The organism is Staphylococcus sp. FSL K6-0223 (assembly GCF_038008285.1).
On record NZ_JBBOYX010000004.1, the window covers coordinates 38,298 to 55,366 of the forward strand.

General features: G+C 33.9%; 13 protein-coding genes. 6 read left to right on the top strand and 7 right to left on the bottom strand.

What is annotated here, in order from left to right:
• Window positions 1-272 precede the first annotated feature (272 nt).
• Window positions 273-2,369: an amidase domain-containing protein gene (locus tag MHI13_RS21040; protein ID WP_002436409.1), complete on the top strand. Its 2,097-nt coding sequence runs from the start codon at window positions 273-275 to the stop codon at window positions 2,367-2,369.
• A gap of 165 nt (window positions 2,370-2,534) precedes the next feature.
• On the opposite strand, the gene MHI13_RS21045 is transcribed toward MHI13_RS21040, so the two are convergent.
• Together MHI13_RS21045 and MHI13_RS21050 are read right to left on the bottom strand one after the other, a co-directional pair.
• Window positions 2,535-3,095, bottom strand: coding sequence for an isochorismatase family cysteine hydrolase (locus MHI13_RS21045; RefSeq protein WP_002436377.1), 561 nt, complete (start codon window positions 3,093-3,095; stop codon window positions 2,535-2,537).
• Between the two features lie 150 nt (window positions 3,096-3,245).
• A complete protein-coding gene (locus MHI13_RS21050; RefSeq protein WP_002436403.1) occupies window positions 3,246-5,210 on the bottom strand; it encodes a hypothetical protein in 1,965 nt (654 codons plus the stop codon).
• A 251-nt stretch (window positions 5,211-5,461) separates the two neighbouring features.
• Between MHI13_RS21050 and MHI13_RS21055 the strand changes: the two genes are divergently transcribed.
• Window positions 5,462-5,890, top strand: a complete 429-nt coding sequence (locus MHI13_RS21055; protein WP_002436384.1) for an organic hydroperoxide resistance protein — start codon at window positions 5,462-5,464, stop codon at window positions 5,888-5,890.
• Between the two features lie 140 nt (window positions 5,891-6,030).
• Here MHI13_RS21055 and MHI13_RS21060 read toward each other — a convergent pair whose 3' ends face one another.
• The 4 genes from MHI13_RS21060 to MHI13_RS21075 are packed head-to-tail and all read right to left on the bottom strand — an operon-like array spanning window position 6,031 to window position 10,423.
• Window positions 6,031-6,648, bottom strand: coding sequence for a metallophosphoesterase (locus MHI13_RS21060; RefSeq protein WP_002436382.1), 618 nt, complete (start codon window positions 6,646-6,648; stop codon window positions 6,031-6,033).
• A gap of 35 nt (window positions 6,649-6,683) precedes the next feature.
• Window positions 6,684-8,333 carry an ABC transporter permease gene (locus MHI13_RS21065; RefSeq protein ID WP_002436397.1) on the bottom strand — a complete coding sequence of 550 codons (1,650 nt, stop codon included), beginning with the start codon at window positions 8,331-8,333 and terminating at the stop codon, window positions 6,684-6,686.
• A gap of 1 nt (window position 8,334) precedes the next feature.
• A complete protein-coding gene (locus MHI13_RS21070) occupies window positions 8,335-9,375 on the bottom strand; it encodes an ABC transporter substrate-binding protein (RefSeq protein WP_002436368.1) in 1,041 nt (346 codons plus the stop codon).
• Window positions 9,359-10,423 carry an ABC transporter ATP-binding protein gene (locus MHI13_RS21075; RefSeq protein WP_002436407.1) on the bottom strand — a complete coding sequence of 355 codons (1,065 nt, stop codon included), beginning with the start codon at window positions 10,421-10,423 and terminating at the stop codon, window positions 9,359-9,361. Before MHI13_RS21075 ends, MHI13_RS21070 begins: the two co-directional genes overlap by 17 nt.
• Window positions 10,424-10,560: 137 nt before the next feature.
• Here MHI13_RS21075 and MHI13_RS21080 point away from each other — a divergent pair, with 137 nt between their 5' ends.
• Window positions 10,561-11,460, top strand: coding sequence for a LysR family transcriptional regulator (locus MHI13_RS21080; protein ID WP_002436383.1), 900 nt, complete (start codon window positions 10,561-10,563; stop codon window positions 11,458-11,460).
• A gap of 105 nt (window positions 11,461-11,565) precedes the next feature.
• Here the strand turns inward: MHI13_RS21080 and MHI13_RS21085 are convergent, their stop codons facing one another.
• Entirely contained in the window at window positions 11,566-12,363 is a 798-nt protein-coding gene (locus MHI13_RS21085) for a hypothetical protein (RefSeq protein WP_002436385.1), read from the bottom strand.
• A 272-nt stretch (window positions 12,364-12,635) separates the two neighbouring features.
• On the opposite strand from MHI13_RS21085, the gene MHI13_RS21090 reads away from it, so the two are divergent.
• The 3 genes from MHI13_RS21090 (at window position 12,636) to MHI13_RS21100 (ending at window position 16,885) form a co-directional block, all read left to right on the top strand.
• Window positions 12,636-12,812, top strand: a complete 177-nt coding sequence (locus MHI13_RS21090; protein ID WP_002436370.1) for a hypothetical protein — start codon at window positions 12,636-12,638, stop codon at window positions 12,810-12,812.
• 225 nt (window positions 12,813-13,037) lie between these two features.
• Window positions 13,038-15,887, top strand: coding sequence for an MMPL family transporter (locus tag MHI13_RS21095; RefSeq protein ID WP_064210717.1), 2,850 nt, complete (start codon window positions 13,038-13,040; stop codon window positions 15,885-15,887).
• A gap of 23 nt (window positions 15,888-15,910) precedes the next feature.
• Window positions 15,911-16,885: a glycine betaine ABC transporter substrate-binding protein gene (locus tag MHI13_RS21100; protein ID WP_002436372.1), complete on the top strand. Its 975-nt coding sequence runs from the start codon at window positions 15,911-15,913 to the stop codon at window positions 16,883-16,885.
• Window positions 16,886-17,069: the final 184 nt, after the last annotated feature.

A 17,069-nucleotide genomic window follows, 5' to 3' on the forward strand; every position in this document is an offset into this window, starting at 1 on the left:
GGTTTTTAATATTCATTCTTTATAATAACTCTATTTTTATTTTTGAAAATGACTCCACCATCATTACTTGATCATTGAGGAGATACTTCTATTATTTTATAACATTTCTAGGAAAGTAATTTATTTTTACAAGTAAGATTTGTATAATAAATGTATTAAGGCGCATTACGTTTCGTTGATAGATATCAACAATATAAGTCATAAGTTAAATTATACCAAATTCTCAATTATTATCACACCAAAATTAAACTTTTCGAGGGAGAAAAAATGTGATGTCGAAAAACAAATTGTTAATTTATTTACTATCAACTACGTTGGTATTCCCAACATTCACTACCCCTACGGCCGTTGCGAAAGATAATACAGATGACATGAATCAACAAACAAAGGTAACTCATAAAAGTTCACAGTCGAAAGAAGATAAACAAGAGCAAACTGATAGCAATCAACGTGCACACCAAGCAGAAAAAGCTTCTTCTGAGAAATCTCCTTCTAAAGAGAACGGTAAATCTTCTAAAACGCTTAATAAAGATAATGATATTAAAGTGAATAAAAACAAAACATCTAATCAGTCAGATCAAAATTCTAACCACTCACATCAAACTACAACAGCAGTTACTGATCAAAATAAGCAAAAAAATACAAATTTAGTTGACCAATTTTACCATAACGTTGCTCAAAGTCAGTCTCATATGAACGACCTGTTAAAACCTGATAAATATGATGATAGCTTTAGTTTAACTACATTAATTCAAAATCTTTTTAACTTTGATTCTAATATTTCAAATTATGAACAGTCAGATGAGCATACAAGTCAATCATCTTCCGCTTCAAATAGAGATGATTCTACTGATAGTGATAACAATAATTCTAAAGAGGTAACATCGAATAAAAATACTAATTCAGACATTCCTTCTGAAGGAAGTCATTCCTCTCATTCTGAAGATCAATCACATCAAAGTAGTACATCATCTTCTAAAGCAGAAACAGATGATTCAAAGGTGAGTGACGCATTATCTCAATGGGAACATGACGATGATAAAAATACTTCTCAGTCACAAGGTCAATCGTCTCAACAAGATGAATCTAAACAGTCATCAAATCAAACGCATCAATCATCTTCTAATCAAACAACATCACATTCATCAAGTGACAACAACCACTCAAGCGTATCTGATTCAGCACTAGATACCATTCTTGATGAATACAGTGAAGATGCTAAGAAGACCCAATCTAATTATGAGCAGAAATCTAAACATCAGAAGCACACATCGCAGTCTTCTCAAAATAATAATCCGCAACTACCTACAGAGGATGAATTGAAACATAAATCTAAACCGGTTCAATCGTTTGAGTATGATATTAAAAAATCTAATACGCGTTCAACAAGTTTATTCCAACAAGTACCACAAATTGAAGATGGCAAAGTGTCAGACGATAACTTTAATGTGGTAGACAGCCAAGATACTCGTAAATTTATTAAATCGATTGCCAAAGATGCACATAAAATTGGCCAAAAAGAAAAGATTTATGCCTCTGTTATGATGGCTCAAGCTATCTTGGAATCTGACTCAGGTAAAAGTAGTCTAGCTCAATCACCTAACTATAATTTATTCGGTGTTAAAGGTAGTTATAATGGGGAATCTGTGAACTTCAATACATTAGAGGCTGGTAGCGATAACCAAATGTTTAGTATAAACGCTGGATTCCGTAAATATCCTAATTTGAAATCCTCACTCCAAGATTATGCTGACTTAATTAAAAATGGTATTGAAGGCAACCCTACAATATATAAACCTACTTGGAAGAGCGAAGCATTAACATATAAAGAGGCAACGTCACACTTATCACATTCTTATGCGACAGATCCGAATTATGCTAAAAAGTTAAATAGTATCATTAAACATTACAATTTAACTGCATTTGATAAAAAACGTATGCCAAATCTTAAAAAATATACTCAATCAATTGGAACAGAAACTTCAGGAAGTGATTTCAAACCATTTGTTGAAGCCAGTGGATCTTCTCCATATCCACAAGGACAATGTACGTGGTATGTTTATCAACGTATGCAACAATATGACTCATCTATTTCTGGTGATTTGGGTGATGCACACAATTGGAACAATCACGCTGAAAGAGAAGGTTATACTGTAACACATTCACCCAAAAACCATACTGCTGTTGTCTTCGAAGCTGGCCAACTTGGTGCAGATACACAATATGGTCATGTTGGTTTCGTTGAAAAAGTCAATGACGATGGTTCAATTGTGATTTCAGAATCTAATGTTAAAGGCCTTGGCGTTATTTCATACAGAACCATTGATGCAGAAGATGCCAATGATTTAGATTATATTCAAGGTAAATAATAAGAGTTACTCAAGATAGCATGTCTCTTCATAGAGCTTGCTATCTTTTTTATTTTCCAGGAAATAGTTGAGTTTGATATGTATTTAAAATAATCCCTCCATAAACATTGTTTACGGAGGGATTGCTCAATTTGTATTTCATCGTTATATAAAGATGTTACTTTACTATAAATGGTTTCTCCATGATTCGACTGATTCTATTTCGCATGAACGATTTAAAATTTGTTCTATTATGAAATCATGCTTATCATCTGAACGATCTCCCACAGCATCTTCTAAAACTGTAATTTGATAATCTTTATCTGCTGCCTCAAGTGCGGTACTTAGCACCACTCCACTTGTTGAAATACCTGTTAAAACAAGATGATTAATTTGATTCGCATTCAAGAAGACCTCTAAACCACTACCTGTAAAGGCACTAAAACGTCGTTTAGTCATGATTGGTTCATCCTCTGCAGGTTCTAATTCCTCAAGAATTTGTGCAAACGCATCATCCTCTGTCATGGATATACCACGTTGTTTAAAACTTGCGAACACACGATTATGAGGTGAAACGTCTGCAAAGTTTTTCTCTAATGCAACACGCATAAAGACTACCGGAATTTGGTGTGCGCGTGCTGCTTCTATTGCGCGTTGATTAGCTTTAATTAAACTATTAATTTGTGGCACATTATCTGCGATACCTTTTTGCATATCCATCACTAATAGTGCTGTTTGATTTGTCATAGTCATACTCCTTTAACTCTTTTTCATAAACAGTTTCTACATTATAACGATATGAGATACTCATTCTCCAATTATTTATATTTATTTCCATTGAAAAGTCACCCAAACATTTTAAAAATTTTAAGACGTCCGGGTGACTAAATTTATTAATTATGATGCATGATGTTTCTTACGACGACTTACCCAAATCAATGTGCTTCCAATCACTAAAGCAATGATTGCAAAAGGTAAAACACTCAATTTAAGAACTTTACCTGCAGCTGGTAAAGAGATATTGCCGTCGTCATTTAATATTCCACTCAATAAGCCATCACCTGAACCTAATGATAAATTGTTCTCTGGGGATGGTGTATCCATATTACCAATACCATCTAGTATTGAATCTTTAGAGTTTAAACCATCTAATATACCTGATCCATTTGTTAAACCTGCGAGTTGGTTTAATATATCAGCGAGTTGACTACTGTTGTGATGATTACCATGGATTCTATCAAGTAATGATGGGCGATCTTTTATTGGTGATAAAATATAATTTAAATCACCTTTAGCTCGTTTAACACGATTTTGAAGTTGCAATAAGTCATTTGCTTTACCATTTAAAGCGGATTGTATCAGTTGTAACGCATCTGTTTTATCATTTTGGATACGTGTAATGACACTTGCTAAAATTTTCGCTTTATCTTGATTCAATCGTGTAGCTAATATCGTTTCGATTGCTTCTTTTTTATTTTTAGCATTATTTAATACGCCATTTAAAATATCATCTGCTGTTGCGTGACCATTCTTATCAAAATAGCGTTTTAATTGCTCCACAATTTGAGATTGACTCAAGTGACCATTGGCTAATTTCTTTGCTATTTGAGAAGCTTCATTGTTTCCTAGTCGCGTCGATAATAGTTCTTTAATCAATTTTTCTTTATTATGTGATTGATCCAACATTGATTTAAGAATGTCATCACTTGAAGTTGTGGCAACGCCATCAATCTGTTTCGCGATTTGATTAGCAATGTCTTTATCAGATTGACCTTTAATTTTAATGTGTTTCAATGCACGTTGAGCTTCATTGTTACTCATGATGCTATGAAGTATATTTGCAGTGGTCTTAGCTTTATCTTTATCATTTTTAAGTTGATTTAATATCGCATTTTGTTGTCCATCAAGTTTTTGATGCGCTCGATCAATTTCACGTTTTAATTTTTGCTTATTATCGTCGGATAAATGGTTATCTTCCTTAACTTTGCTTTCTAAAGCTCCTAAATCATTCAATTTACGACTTAGATAGTTCTCATTATTATCATTTTGTCGTGATTGTCTCTGTGCAAGCGCATGTGTGATTTTATCACTACCTTGTAAGTCCTTAGTGATTTTTCCAATCGTATCCTCAGCATTATCCCTATTTTGATTAGCTTCTGATTTTAGTGTTGCTATATCATGCTCAATTTGATTTTGACGCTCTTTGTTATCAGATTGATTTGAAGTCTTTTTATCACTTTGACTCGTACTAGAACTTTCATTTGAGCGGAGAGAATCCACATCATCTTTGATAGAGTCTAATTTCTTGAAAATGGTCGTATCATTCGCCTGTGCTTTAGTATCATTGTCTTTAGCTTCTGTATTCTGTGTATCTTCTTTATGAATAGCGTCTTTATTGGGATGGTCTTCATTTACACCATTGTTTGGTTGATAGTTATCAACATTATTAGAAATGGCATCCAAATCTTCTAAAAATTGATCTAACTCCTTAGACGCTTTTGAATCGTTGTTACTATCATTAGAGACCGTTGAATTTACTAACTTTTCATTATGTTGTCTCGCATCTTCAATAATAGCATCTATTTTAGAGTCATCTTTGGCACGATCTATACGAGTTTGATAATCTTTGATATCTTCTTTTGATAAGTCTTTTAAGTGATTTAATTTATCTTTAGCTTCTTTAATGTGTTTACTTAATGAATGATTTTGATCTTGCGCTTGCGTCATCGTACGAGATGTTTCTGTAGAATCTGCGTGTGTATTGTGGGTAAATCCATAACCAATGATTGTCCCGCTGACAAGTAGTGCTGTACATGAGATTTTTAAATATCCGCTAAGTTGGTGTACACGTGTTCTCTTCATATATTTACTCTCCTTCTATAGATTTCCCAATTACTCAATTCAATGCCATTATATACCATTTTACATAAAGATACACTTATCATTTTTATTACACTCTTTTAGATTTCTGTAGATTATTTAAAAATAATATTAAATATAAAATCACATTTCTTGTAAGTTTAACTTAAATGGTATTATACTTCGTTATAACCTTGATTAGTTAAACAAAATATCTAATCAAGCGTAATCAAATAAGGTAAGGAGTTTTCAAAATGGCAAAACCTTTATATACTACGACAATGATTTCAAATGGTGGCCGTGATGGTCGCGTATTTAGCCCTGATAATACATTCGTTCAAAATCTAGCCACACCTAAAGAAATGGGTGGTCAAGGTGGTAATGACACGAACCCTGAACAATTATTTGCTGCTGGATATAGTGCATGCTTTAACAGTGCTTTATCATTAATTTTATCTCAAAACAAAGTAAACGATGCTAACCCAGAAGTAGAAATCACTATTGAATTAATTAAAGATGAAACTGACAATGGCTTTAAACTTGCGGCAGATATCAAAGTAACACTTGAAAATATCTCACAAGAAGACGCTGAAAAATATGTAGAACAAGCTCATCAATTCTGTCCTTACTCTAAAGCAACGCGCGGTAACATCGACGTGCAATTAGAAGTAACAGCACATTAAAAAAAGACGATAAAGACACACCATTTAAAAATCCCCTTACTATTACCAGTAGTAAGGGGATTTGGTGTTTAACCTATGCTAGATATTTTCTGATTTATTATGGGGCTTAACATTTCATTTTGTAGTAACGTTTGTTTATCTTACTTTAATTTAACGCGACGCTCCTGGATTTTAGCATCATTATCAGAAACCTTCACAGAATACTGTTTCTGTGATGTTAAATCTAGTAATGTTAAGTATTGATTATGACCTGCACCAGTATCAATATCTATGACACGAGGTTCAATATGAATGTGATCTTTCTTATATCCTAATCTATAATTCGGCACATGACCGTGAACAATAACTTTATTTTTAGGTAAATAATGATTCAAATTTTCTGGGGCATGGCCTGTAACAACTGCTCTTGATTGTTTGCGCATCGACTTACTTGTATCAATTCCTGCATGCACAAAAATATATTGACCAATGACTTTATAATATGGAAGTTCATTGATAAATTGATGCCACTGAATCGCTGGTTTGTCTTTACGTTCGAGCCATCTTAATTCATGATTCCCCACTAACGCGATAGCCCCGTCGTTTACTAATTGTTTTACAAATTTTAATGTTCCTACTGAATCTGGGCCATTATTGACATAGTCCCCGATAAGTACAAGTTGGTCATCTTTTGCATCATAGTGAGCTGCTTTCAGCAATCGCGCTAGAGACTTACCATGCCCATGAATGTCCGATACTGCTAATAATCTTTTAGGCATCTGTGCATCACGTTCCTCTCACTACTACTGAACTCTTAAAGCTTTTTCTTTCTTTGATACGTTTCTAATATGAATAAAATGATTGAAGTAATACCTATAGACATTATTGCCATTGCCATACCTTGGGCAGAATCTCCTTGCTCAAATTGACGGTAAATAAACGTTGAAGATGTATCCGTATTAGGTGGTCTCAACATTAACGAAGCAACTAATTCTCTCATAGATATGCAAAATATAAGTATCCATCCAGAAATAATGCCTGGTCTTAACAAAGGAAATGTAATTGTTCTGAACAATGTCCATCCTTTACTACCTGAAATCTGAGCTGCTTCAATAAGATTTTTACTTAAACGTTGATCAACCGTTCTTATGTTTTGAACAGCGTATGGAATATAAAGCACTGTGTAAGCAACGACTAATATTCCGATTGTATTATAAACCGGTAAGGGATTATGTTTATTATTCCAGAAAAGAATTAGCCCAATAACCACAATAATACCAGGTACTGTGTTTGGTAATAAACTTGAAAAGTCAATCACCCGACCTAAGGGATTACGTCTTCGTGTGATTAATACAACCCATAGACCAATTAAACTTGCTAACGTAGCCGAAATAGTAGCTAACATGATGCTATTAAATAAAGCTATGCCACCATTACCCGATAATACATTAACAAAGTTTTGCAAAGTAAAGTTACTTAAATGAAACCCTGACGATAACTGTTTCATAAAGGCATTCATAAAGATACTTGCATAAGGTAAAACGATAGTAACGATAATTTCACAAATAATAAATACATAGCATAATATATTCCACTTACTGCGAGAATGAACTTTCACTTTATGTCCTTTTCCAGCATTAGAACTTAAATGATTTCGTGATTGAAACCATTGTTGAAATGCCCATACTGTCATACTCACAGCTAATAATAAAGTAGATAATAACGCTGCTCTTTGAAAATCAATCGGCCATATAGAAGCACTATGATGAATTTCTGAGGTTAATACCTGAAAGCCAATTCTGTTCCCCATTGTGACTGGTGTACCAAATTCTCCGATTGTTTTAACGAAAATAAGCAATGCTCCCATACTATATCCTGATGCAAAAAGTGGCGCTATAATTTTACGAAAACGATAAAAGAATGTACCTCCGTAAATTTCAGCTACTTCTTCTTGTGATTGATGAATTGTCATGAGTGCATTTTTCAAAATAATATATAAAAATGGTGTCAAGTGGCAACTCATGATCAACACCATCCCAAAAAAGCTAAAGAAATAAGGCGTCACACGTGAGAAAATGGGGCTGAGTTGCTCCAACAGCCCATTTCTCTGCATTGTTAGCATCCATCCCATTGATCCAATATAAGGTGGTGTCATAAATGGAATCATAATAACAAGATCTAACCATTGATGTTTAGAAAGTGACGTCTTTGTCATAATATAGCTCAGTGGTAGTGCAATGATTGTGCATAATATGACGACTGAAATACCTAAAATAACTGAGTTCCATAATATTTTAAGGTGGTAAGGTTGACCTAGTTGTTGGATGTGTTCCCCAAATGTGCCATCCTCACCAGACACAAACCCTTTAAAAAGTATTAAACATAAGGGCAAGATGATGAGGAGGAACAACACAATGACTGCTATTACTTGGTTCACACGATAGAATGAAGAATGATGTCGCATATTATCTCATCAATTCCGTGAACTTTTTCAATACTTTTTCACTCTTATCACTTAAATGATTCCAATCATATTTATACTCTTTGATATCTTTACGTTTAGCTTTACCTTTTTTCTTCTCTGCTGTTTTGTCTGCTGGAATTAAATAGTGATCATCCACTTGTTTTTGGCCTTTAGAACTAGTGACATAGTTCATATATTTTTTAGCTAAATCTTTATGTTTTGATGATTTTAAAATAAATGCTGGACGTGGTGAAATCGCCGTCCCTGATTTAGGATATTTAATGTCTACTGGTTCACCTTTTGCTTTCGCTGCATATACCATGTAGTCTACACCACCATATACAACATCATTATCACCTTTAATCACTGATTCTAATGCAGGTTTATTCGCACCAGCAAGTTTCATGCCATTTTGCTTCAATGCTTTATATTCATCCCAAGCTTTACTTCCTTCGTTATTCACTTTAATAGATAATAAATCTAATGCCGTACCAGATTCTGAAGGATCAGGAATGGCAATTTTATTTTTAAATTTAGATTGAGTTAAGTCTTTGATGTCTTTAGGTGGATTTTTAACGTTTTTAGTATTGTAAGATAAACCTAATGCACTGCCACTAAATCCATAATAGTATCCGTCTTTATCTATCCAATCTTTATATAATTTTTTATGATTTTTAACTTTATAAGGTTCAATTAACCCTTTCTTCTTATAATCTAATGCTGCAGGTAGTGATGCGAGTTGAACTACATCTGCTTTAGGATTATCTTTTTCAGCTTCTAAGCGACCAAGAATTTCTCCAGTAGTTCCTTGGAAAACTTGTACTTTTTTCCCCGTTTGTTTTTCGAATTGTTTGACCATATCATTAACTAAATTATCTGGTCCTGCTGCATATAAAACGAGTTTATCTTTACTATTTCCGTCATTTGAACTCGATTTAGAACTATTACTCCCTTTGTCGCCATTCTCTGGTTTATTTTGACATGCTGCTAATAAAACTACCGTTGCAATTAAGATTACGATATATTTAGTGAACTGCTTCATGTTTAGTTTCCCCCATTTTTATAAAGTAATTTTCAGGAATATCAAAGGTTAAATTGACCGTCTCATTCTCTTGAAAATAGTTACTATCGTAAAACATAATCGAGACACCATGCGATGATGCTGTATATTGATAACGTTCACCTGTGAAGCTTACTGTCTCAATGACAGCGGGTGTCGCTTTCGAATGAGTTGCTTCTTCTATATGTACGTGTTCTGGGCGAATTAATACGCCATATTTCCCCTCTTTACTTTGGATAGAATGATTAAGTTGAAAACCTTCATTCGTGCTTAAAACTTGATTATGATTCACGCCTTCTAAAAATGTCCCCTTCCCAATAAATGTGGCAACTTCCTTGTTCTTAGGATGTTGATACAATGTTTCAGGAGTTCCATATTGAACGATACGTCCATTCGACATGACTGCAATATAATCTGACATACTCATAGCTTCATATTGATCGTGTGTGACGAATATAGCGGTCATGTCATATGTTTTAATTAATCTTTGAATCAATAACTGCATATCTTCCCTTAAACTTGCATCTAAAGCCGATAATGGTTCGTCCATCAATATCAGTTTGGATTGTGAAATAATTGCTCTGGCTAATGACACGCGTTGTTGTTGACCACCTGAAAGTTGATGAATCGCTTTATCATAGTGTTCTTCCAAGTGAACCTCTTTTAGCGCTTGCATCACACGTGTTTTTAAATCTTTCGTATCTTTATTTACCTTCAATGGATACGCAACATTTTGGAAAACAGTCATGTGTGGCCATAGTGCGAAATCTTGAAAGACCATCCCTAAGTCTCTCTCAGCCGGTGATACATATGTATGTTGGTTAGAATCATAATAAGTGCGCTCATCATGATTGATACTTCCAGAATCTGGTGTTTCTAAACCGGCAATTAATCGTAACAACGTGGTCTTACCACATCCTGATGCCCCTAGGAGCGATACGAATTTACCACTCTCAATCGTTAAATTAATATCTTGAATCACAGTCCTTGAACCAAATGATTTTTTAATATTTTTAAGTTCTAAAACCACATCCTCACCTCTTTCAATTACTACTATAGAAAAAGATTGTTAATAATTATTAAACAGAATGTTAACGCTAACTCAAAAAATTATATGTAATATGTATAAATGTATAGAGAAAATTTATATTTGGGAGGTGACATGCTTTGAATACAAAGCAGATGATGATATTTAAGCAGTTTGTTGAATTTCAAAATGAAAATGCGGTAGCTGAATCAATGAATATTACTCAACCAACCGTGACATTTCATTTAAAAAATTTAAATAAATATTATGGTATTCCTTTATATTACAAAAAGGGAAAACATTTTAAATTAACTGAAGCTGGGGAATTGTTATATCGAAATACAACTAAATTATTAAATTTAATGCAGGAAACAAATGATGTCATGTCAGACTTCAAAGCTTCTAAGCGAGGAACTTTAAAAATTGGTGCAAGCCATGCGCCTGTTTACCATATTTTACCAGAAGCCTTTAAAAGTTATATGAATAATCATCCAAATATACAAATTGATTTAACAGTAGATACAGCGCCTCATATTATTGATAAATTGAGAAGTAGAGAAATTGAGTTAGCTGTCATTTCTGAAAATGCCTTTTACGAGAATGATTTAAAGGTAAAACGTTTTATGGAAAATGAATTAATGATAGCTATGGACAAAGAACATCCACTTGCTCATAAAGAAGCGTTAACTATGAAGGATTTAGAATACTATGATTTTGTTATACATAGTGGAGGATCTACCAGAGAAAGTATTGATGAGTGGCGTCGCGATAATTTAGTACAACTTCGTGCACGTATGCAATCAAATAGTTTGAGTAGTATTTTAGAAACGATTAAACATTCTCATTATTTAAGTTTAATTAGTCATAGTGCAATTCAACATCGTCAAGACATCGTAAGTAAAAAGCTACCTAATGGACCTAGACCTCGATACATATCAATAGTTTACCGTGATGATATGTATTTAACCCCAGTTATACAGAATTTTATCTCACTCATATACAATGTAAATTTCGGGGAAGCTCCAAATCAACGTACGTAGATAACGTAAAATAAAAAGCAGGAAGTGTTTGAAACACAAAGTAGAAATTAAACCTAACTTTGTCTCAACTCACTTCCCTACTTTCATAAAAGTAACATTTAATTCTTAGTAATTTTCAAATATCAGATTGGTTTTAAGTTGATCTTTCTTCTCATGAATTCCTAATTGATCTAAACTCTTAATGATAGCACTTTGAACTTTTTTCGCTTCCGCTTCATTGGTAACTTTAGAGGAGATTTCTACAACATTTTGATCTTTAATATCCCAGTTTTCGATCTTCACTTCATTACCATCAATATGACCTTTATGTCGTTCAAAATGGACCGGTCCAATTAAATGAGGTTGTTTGATTTTATCTAATGCATCACTATAAGGTTGTTCAGCATGAGTCTTTAAAATCTTTAAACTATCTTGAGCATTAGGCATAGCTAAACTTCCTGAACCTAGTTTTTCTTTTGCTTCTTTTGTCACGCTTAATGTTTCTTTACCTTCACCATATTCTACTTCGTACTCATCTCCATTATAGCCATCTGCTTTTGCTTGTTGAATGGCGCTAGACACATCATGATTAGAAATAGCATATCTCTTTTTATACTGCAGTTTATGTTTACTATCATCTTCAGATTTGCGTATACGATAAGTGACGTTGTTTTGATAATTCGTACGGTTGGCATCATCTAAATATTGAACTTGAAAGTCTTCATCTTTGTCTTCTGAACCTAAATCTTCTAAGACACTGTGCTTAATATGGCGATTGTCTTTTACTATTTTATGACTATCTGCATATACTTTAACTTCATATTGATCTGGTTGATTTGTCTCAGCTTGCACATTATGCGTTACTCCGCTACCAAGTAAAATTGCTGTTGTAACCATTCCAACTTTAATTAATGAACTTGTCATTCGCTCCCACCTCCACTTTCAACATAAACGATGTTTATGTAGCAAACATGACATTAAAATAAATAGATAATAAATTTTTATAAAGTTTTTGAATATATACTTTTATAAATTTTATATTCTCACTACTATATTTCACAGTTTGTTAAAAATATTCTCCTATCACATTAGATATTTCAAGATTAAAAGGGAATATGAAAGTAACTTCATAAACTATTTCTTCATTATATATATCAAGAACTAGGCGACAACTACATACTGTAGGAGGACGATGTATGTTAACAACTTCCATTATTTTTATGATAATCGGTCTATTACTTATTTTAGTGAGTAGAATCGTGTCTAGAGCTGAATCATTTGATTTGAGAGAGAAAATCTATGTACCAGGTTTGTGCTTACTCTTAATAGGAGCGCTTTGTTTAATTGGGCATTTTGTTAATGCTTCTCTCTAAATATCTTATTGCTTAATCATTTTCTAAAAAAGTAACAACAATTCTGACTATCTGTTGCATTTTTCAACGTCTTACTCAAATTAGTGGTGTTTAGGGCGTTGGGAAATTGTTAAATTAGTATATGTAACTTACAAGCACCTTAATTTTAATGCCTCCAAATCGCGTTAAAATTATTAAGAATTCCATGCTCTGTTGCAAAATAATATACAAATAGGAGGAAATGTCTTGGCAAAACTTTTATACAAATTAGGCAAATTCATTGCTAAGAATAAATGGGTGAGTATCCTTGCATGGTTAATCGTTCTAGGCGTTATTATCACCCCGCTAATGATTAACTCACCTAAGTTTGATGATGACATCACAATGAATGGTCTAAAATCATTAGATACAAATGATAAAATCACTAAAGAATTTCATCAGGATAGTCAAAAAGCCTCGATGAAGATTGTCTTCCATTCCAATAAGAAGAATGGTATTACAGACAAAGATACTAAGAAAGATATTGAAAAAGCACTTGATAATATCAAACAAGATGATGATTACGTACAAAACGTAAGTAACCCTTATGATTCTCATCAAGTTAATGATGACAAAGATACTGCAATCGCAACAGTTAACTATGTCGTTAACCAAACAGCGTTGCAAGATTCTTCTAAGAAAATTATCGATAGAGAATTAGATGATGTAAAAGCAGATCATAATCTTAAAATTGAGCAAACTCAAGGTGGCTCAATGAATTCTGAAGTAGGTGGTTCTTCAGAACTTGTAGGTATTGTAACTGCCTTCATCATTCTATTGATTACATTCGGTTCATTAATTGCAGCTGGTATGCCAATTGTCAGTGCACTCATCGGACTAGGCTCCAGTGTTGGAATCATCGCTCTATTAACATTTATATTCGATATTCCAAACTTCACACTGACTCTAGCTGTAATGATAGGTTTAGCCGTTGGAATAGACTACTCTCTATTTATACTCTTTAGATATAAGGAAGTTCGTAAACGCGGTCTAGAGCCTGTCGAAGCTATTGCGACAGCAGTTGGTACTGCAGGTAGTGCCGTTATCTTCGCCGGTGTGACCGTAATGATTGCAGTTTGTGGTTTATCACTAGTTGGCATTGATTTCTTAGCTATTATGGGATTCGCATCAGCAATTAGTGTATTATTCGCTGTACTTGCTGCGTTAACACTCTTACCTGCACTTATTAGCGTGTTCCATAAACGTATTAAGATTAAAGATAAACCTGAAAAGTATAAAGATCCTAAAAATCATCCATGGGCTAAATTTGTTGTAGGTAAACCAATTATTGCTATTATTATTAGTTTACTTATCTTAATTGCAGCTGCCCTTCCAGTGAGTGGTATGCGTTTAGGTATCCCTGATGATAGTCTTAAAGCTAACAATACATCAGCACATAAAGCTTATAACTTAATTACTGATAACTTTGGTGCCGGTTATAATGGTCAAATCGTTATGTTAGTAAACACGAAAGACGGCGGAAGCAAGAAAGATATTCAACAAGATCTAAATAATATTAGAGATGATATTAAGGATATGGATAATGTAGATAAAGTGGCATCACCAAAATTGAATGATAATAATCACTATGCATTGATTTCTATCATTCCTGAAGATGGTCCAAATGCACAGTCTACAAATAATTTAGTTTATGATTTACGTGATTATAATAAAACTGCTAAAGAGAAATATGACTTTAATACAGAGATTTCAGGACAAAGTGTAATTAACATTGATATGTCTGAAAAACTTAATGAAGCTATCCCAGTATTCGCTGGCGTTATTGTACTCTTAGCATTTGTGCTACTAGTATTTGTATTCCGTTCAATCCTAGTACCATTAAAAGCTGTACTCGGCTTCGTATTATCACTACTAGCAACACTTGGATTTACGACACTCGTGATGCAAGATGGCTTCTTAGGTAGCTTATTCGGCGTAGAAAATACGGGTCCTTTATTAGCATTCCTACCAGTTATCACAATTGGCTTACTCTTCGGACTTGCCATTGACTATGAACTCTTCTTAATGACACGTGTACATGAAGAGTATAGTAAAACGGGTGACAACGATCATTCTATCCGTGTAGGTATCAAAGAAAGTGGTCCAGTCATCGTTGCAGCAGCACTCATTATGTTCAGTGTGTTTATCGCCTTTGTCTTCCAAGAAGATTCAGCGATTAAATCCATGGGTATTTCACTCGCATTCGGCGTTCTTTTCGATGCATTCGTTGTACGCATGACTTTAATTCCAGCACTTACTAAATTATTTGGTAAAGGTTCTTGGTATATCCCTAAATGGTTAGGCGGTATCTTACCTAAGATTGATATCGAAGGTAAAGCTTTAGAAGAAGGTCATTCAAACACGAATACTTCTATGAATGAAGCACATCGCTATAACCGTCATAATCGTGATGAAGACATTTATTATGATGACCAAGAATATACACGTCGTCATGGTCAGGCTTATGACAAACGTGATGCACATGATGAGAGACATAGACGTTATGATGACCGCGAGCGCTATTTCAATCGTGATCGCTATGGCAATAATGATAAAGAGCACTATCCTCGCTACGTTCGCCTAGATGATGACCGTCGTGGCTATGGGGAAGATCATTTTCCGGAAAATGACTCACAATATCGTAGATCACAATATAGACAAGATGAGACAGAATCATATGTAGATGAACCATCTCGTCAACGACGTGAGCATGTAGATTATGAATCTCTCTACACACAACAAGGTAATCATTACCGTAATGAAGGCGAAAGAGACAGATATGAACGCAACCCTCATCGTGAGGAAAGATATGATGACCCTCAATCTCGATACGAGGATGGCCGATACGAAGAACGTCATTATAGAGATCATGCGCAACGCTCTGATAGTGAGTCTCGTACAACTGATTTATTTAAACAATTGTCTCGCGAAACCAATGATCAAGATATGTTATTTAACGCATTAATGTTATATGCACGTGAAAATAACAAAGATTTATATGATGACTATGCGCGTCGTGCACCTCGCAGACATGATAATGAAGATGAGAGAGAGTAAAATCACAAAGGAGGAAACGCCGAATGTTCAAGAAAAGTAGTTTCAAAGTTTTAGGACTACTTGCCACACTCGCCTTAGCAATTGTGCTAAGTGCGTGTGGTAATGGCGACAGTGGATCATCGAGTGATGGAAATACATCACTAGGTAAGAAAGATGTTAATATCCCTTATATTGCAAGCGATAATTCTACACCACGTTCATTAGTTATCGCGGAAGTCCTTAAAAAAGCTGGATACAATGTTACTACTACGCCAGTACAAGCGAGTGGTCCATTATATGCGTCAGTATCTCAAGACTCTGACTCATTCCACGCATCTGGTATCTTCCCTTCAACAGATAAAAGCTTTTACAATAAATTCAAAAGTAATTTAACTGTTTATGATAAGAAGAATTTAGTTGATAATGTTAAAGTTGGCTTAGCTGTTCCTAAGTATGAACAGGATATTGATTCAATTTCAGACTTAAATAGCAAGAAATCTACTACTAGTAGTAATACTGGCAATAGTAGTAACAGCTTTGGTAAATCGGTCGATTGGACAATACAAGGTACAGATGCTAGAAATGGTGTTATGAAACAAACTAAAAGTGAATTAGATGATGGTCAATTAGACAAATATAGTCTTAAAGAGTCATCTGACCAAGATCAATTTAAAACGATTCAAAAAGCTTATAAACAACAAAAACCTATCGTCTTTACTGCTATGGAACCAAGTTGGTTCTCTAAGGAACTTGATATTAAAATGTTGAAAGATCCTGAGAAGATTTACGGTAAAGATGATGAACATATTAACCTAGTGTTTAATAAAAATTTCAAAGATGATCATCCTGCTGCATATACGATTGCAACACGTATTTCCGATAATTGGAGCAAAGATGATGAAGAAAAATTAGCGAAAAAAATCTTCAAAGATAATAAAAACCCTGAAGATGTTGCTAAAGATTATGTAGATGATCATGATACTAAAGTCGATAAATGGTTAAAAGGTATTGATCACTAACTAAAAATCGATAGTATCATTAACCCCTTCACATTGAATGACAGTGAAGGGGCTTTTCTTTGTTCACTTATCTAAAAATGATAATCATCAGGAGTTATATTTGGTAAAAACACGCTACTTATGATAAATTAACGTATATTCTAAGTCATGAAGTATCCTTTGAGAAGAAATATAGAGGAGAAAT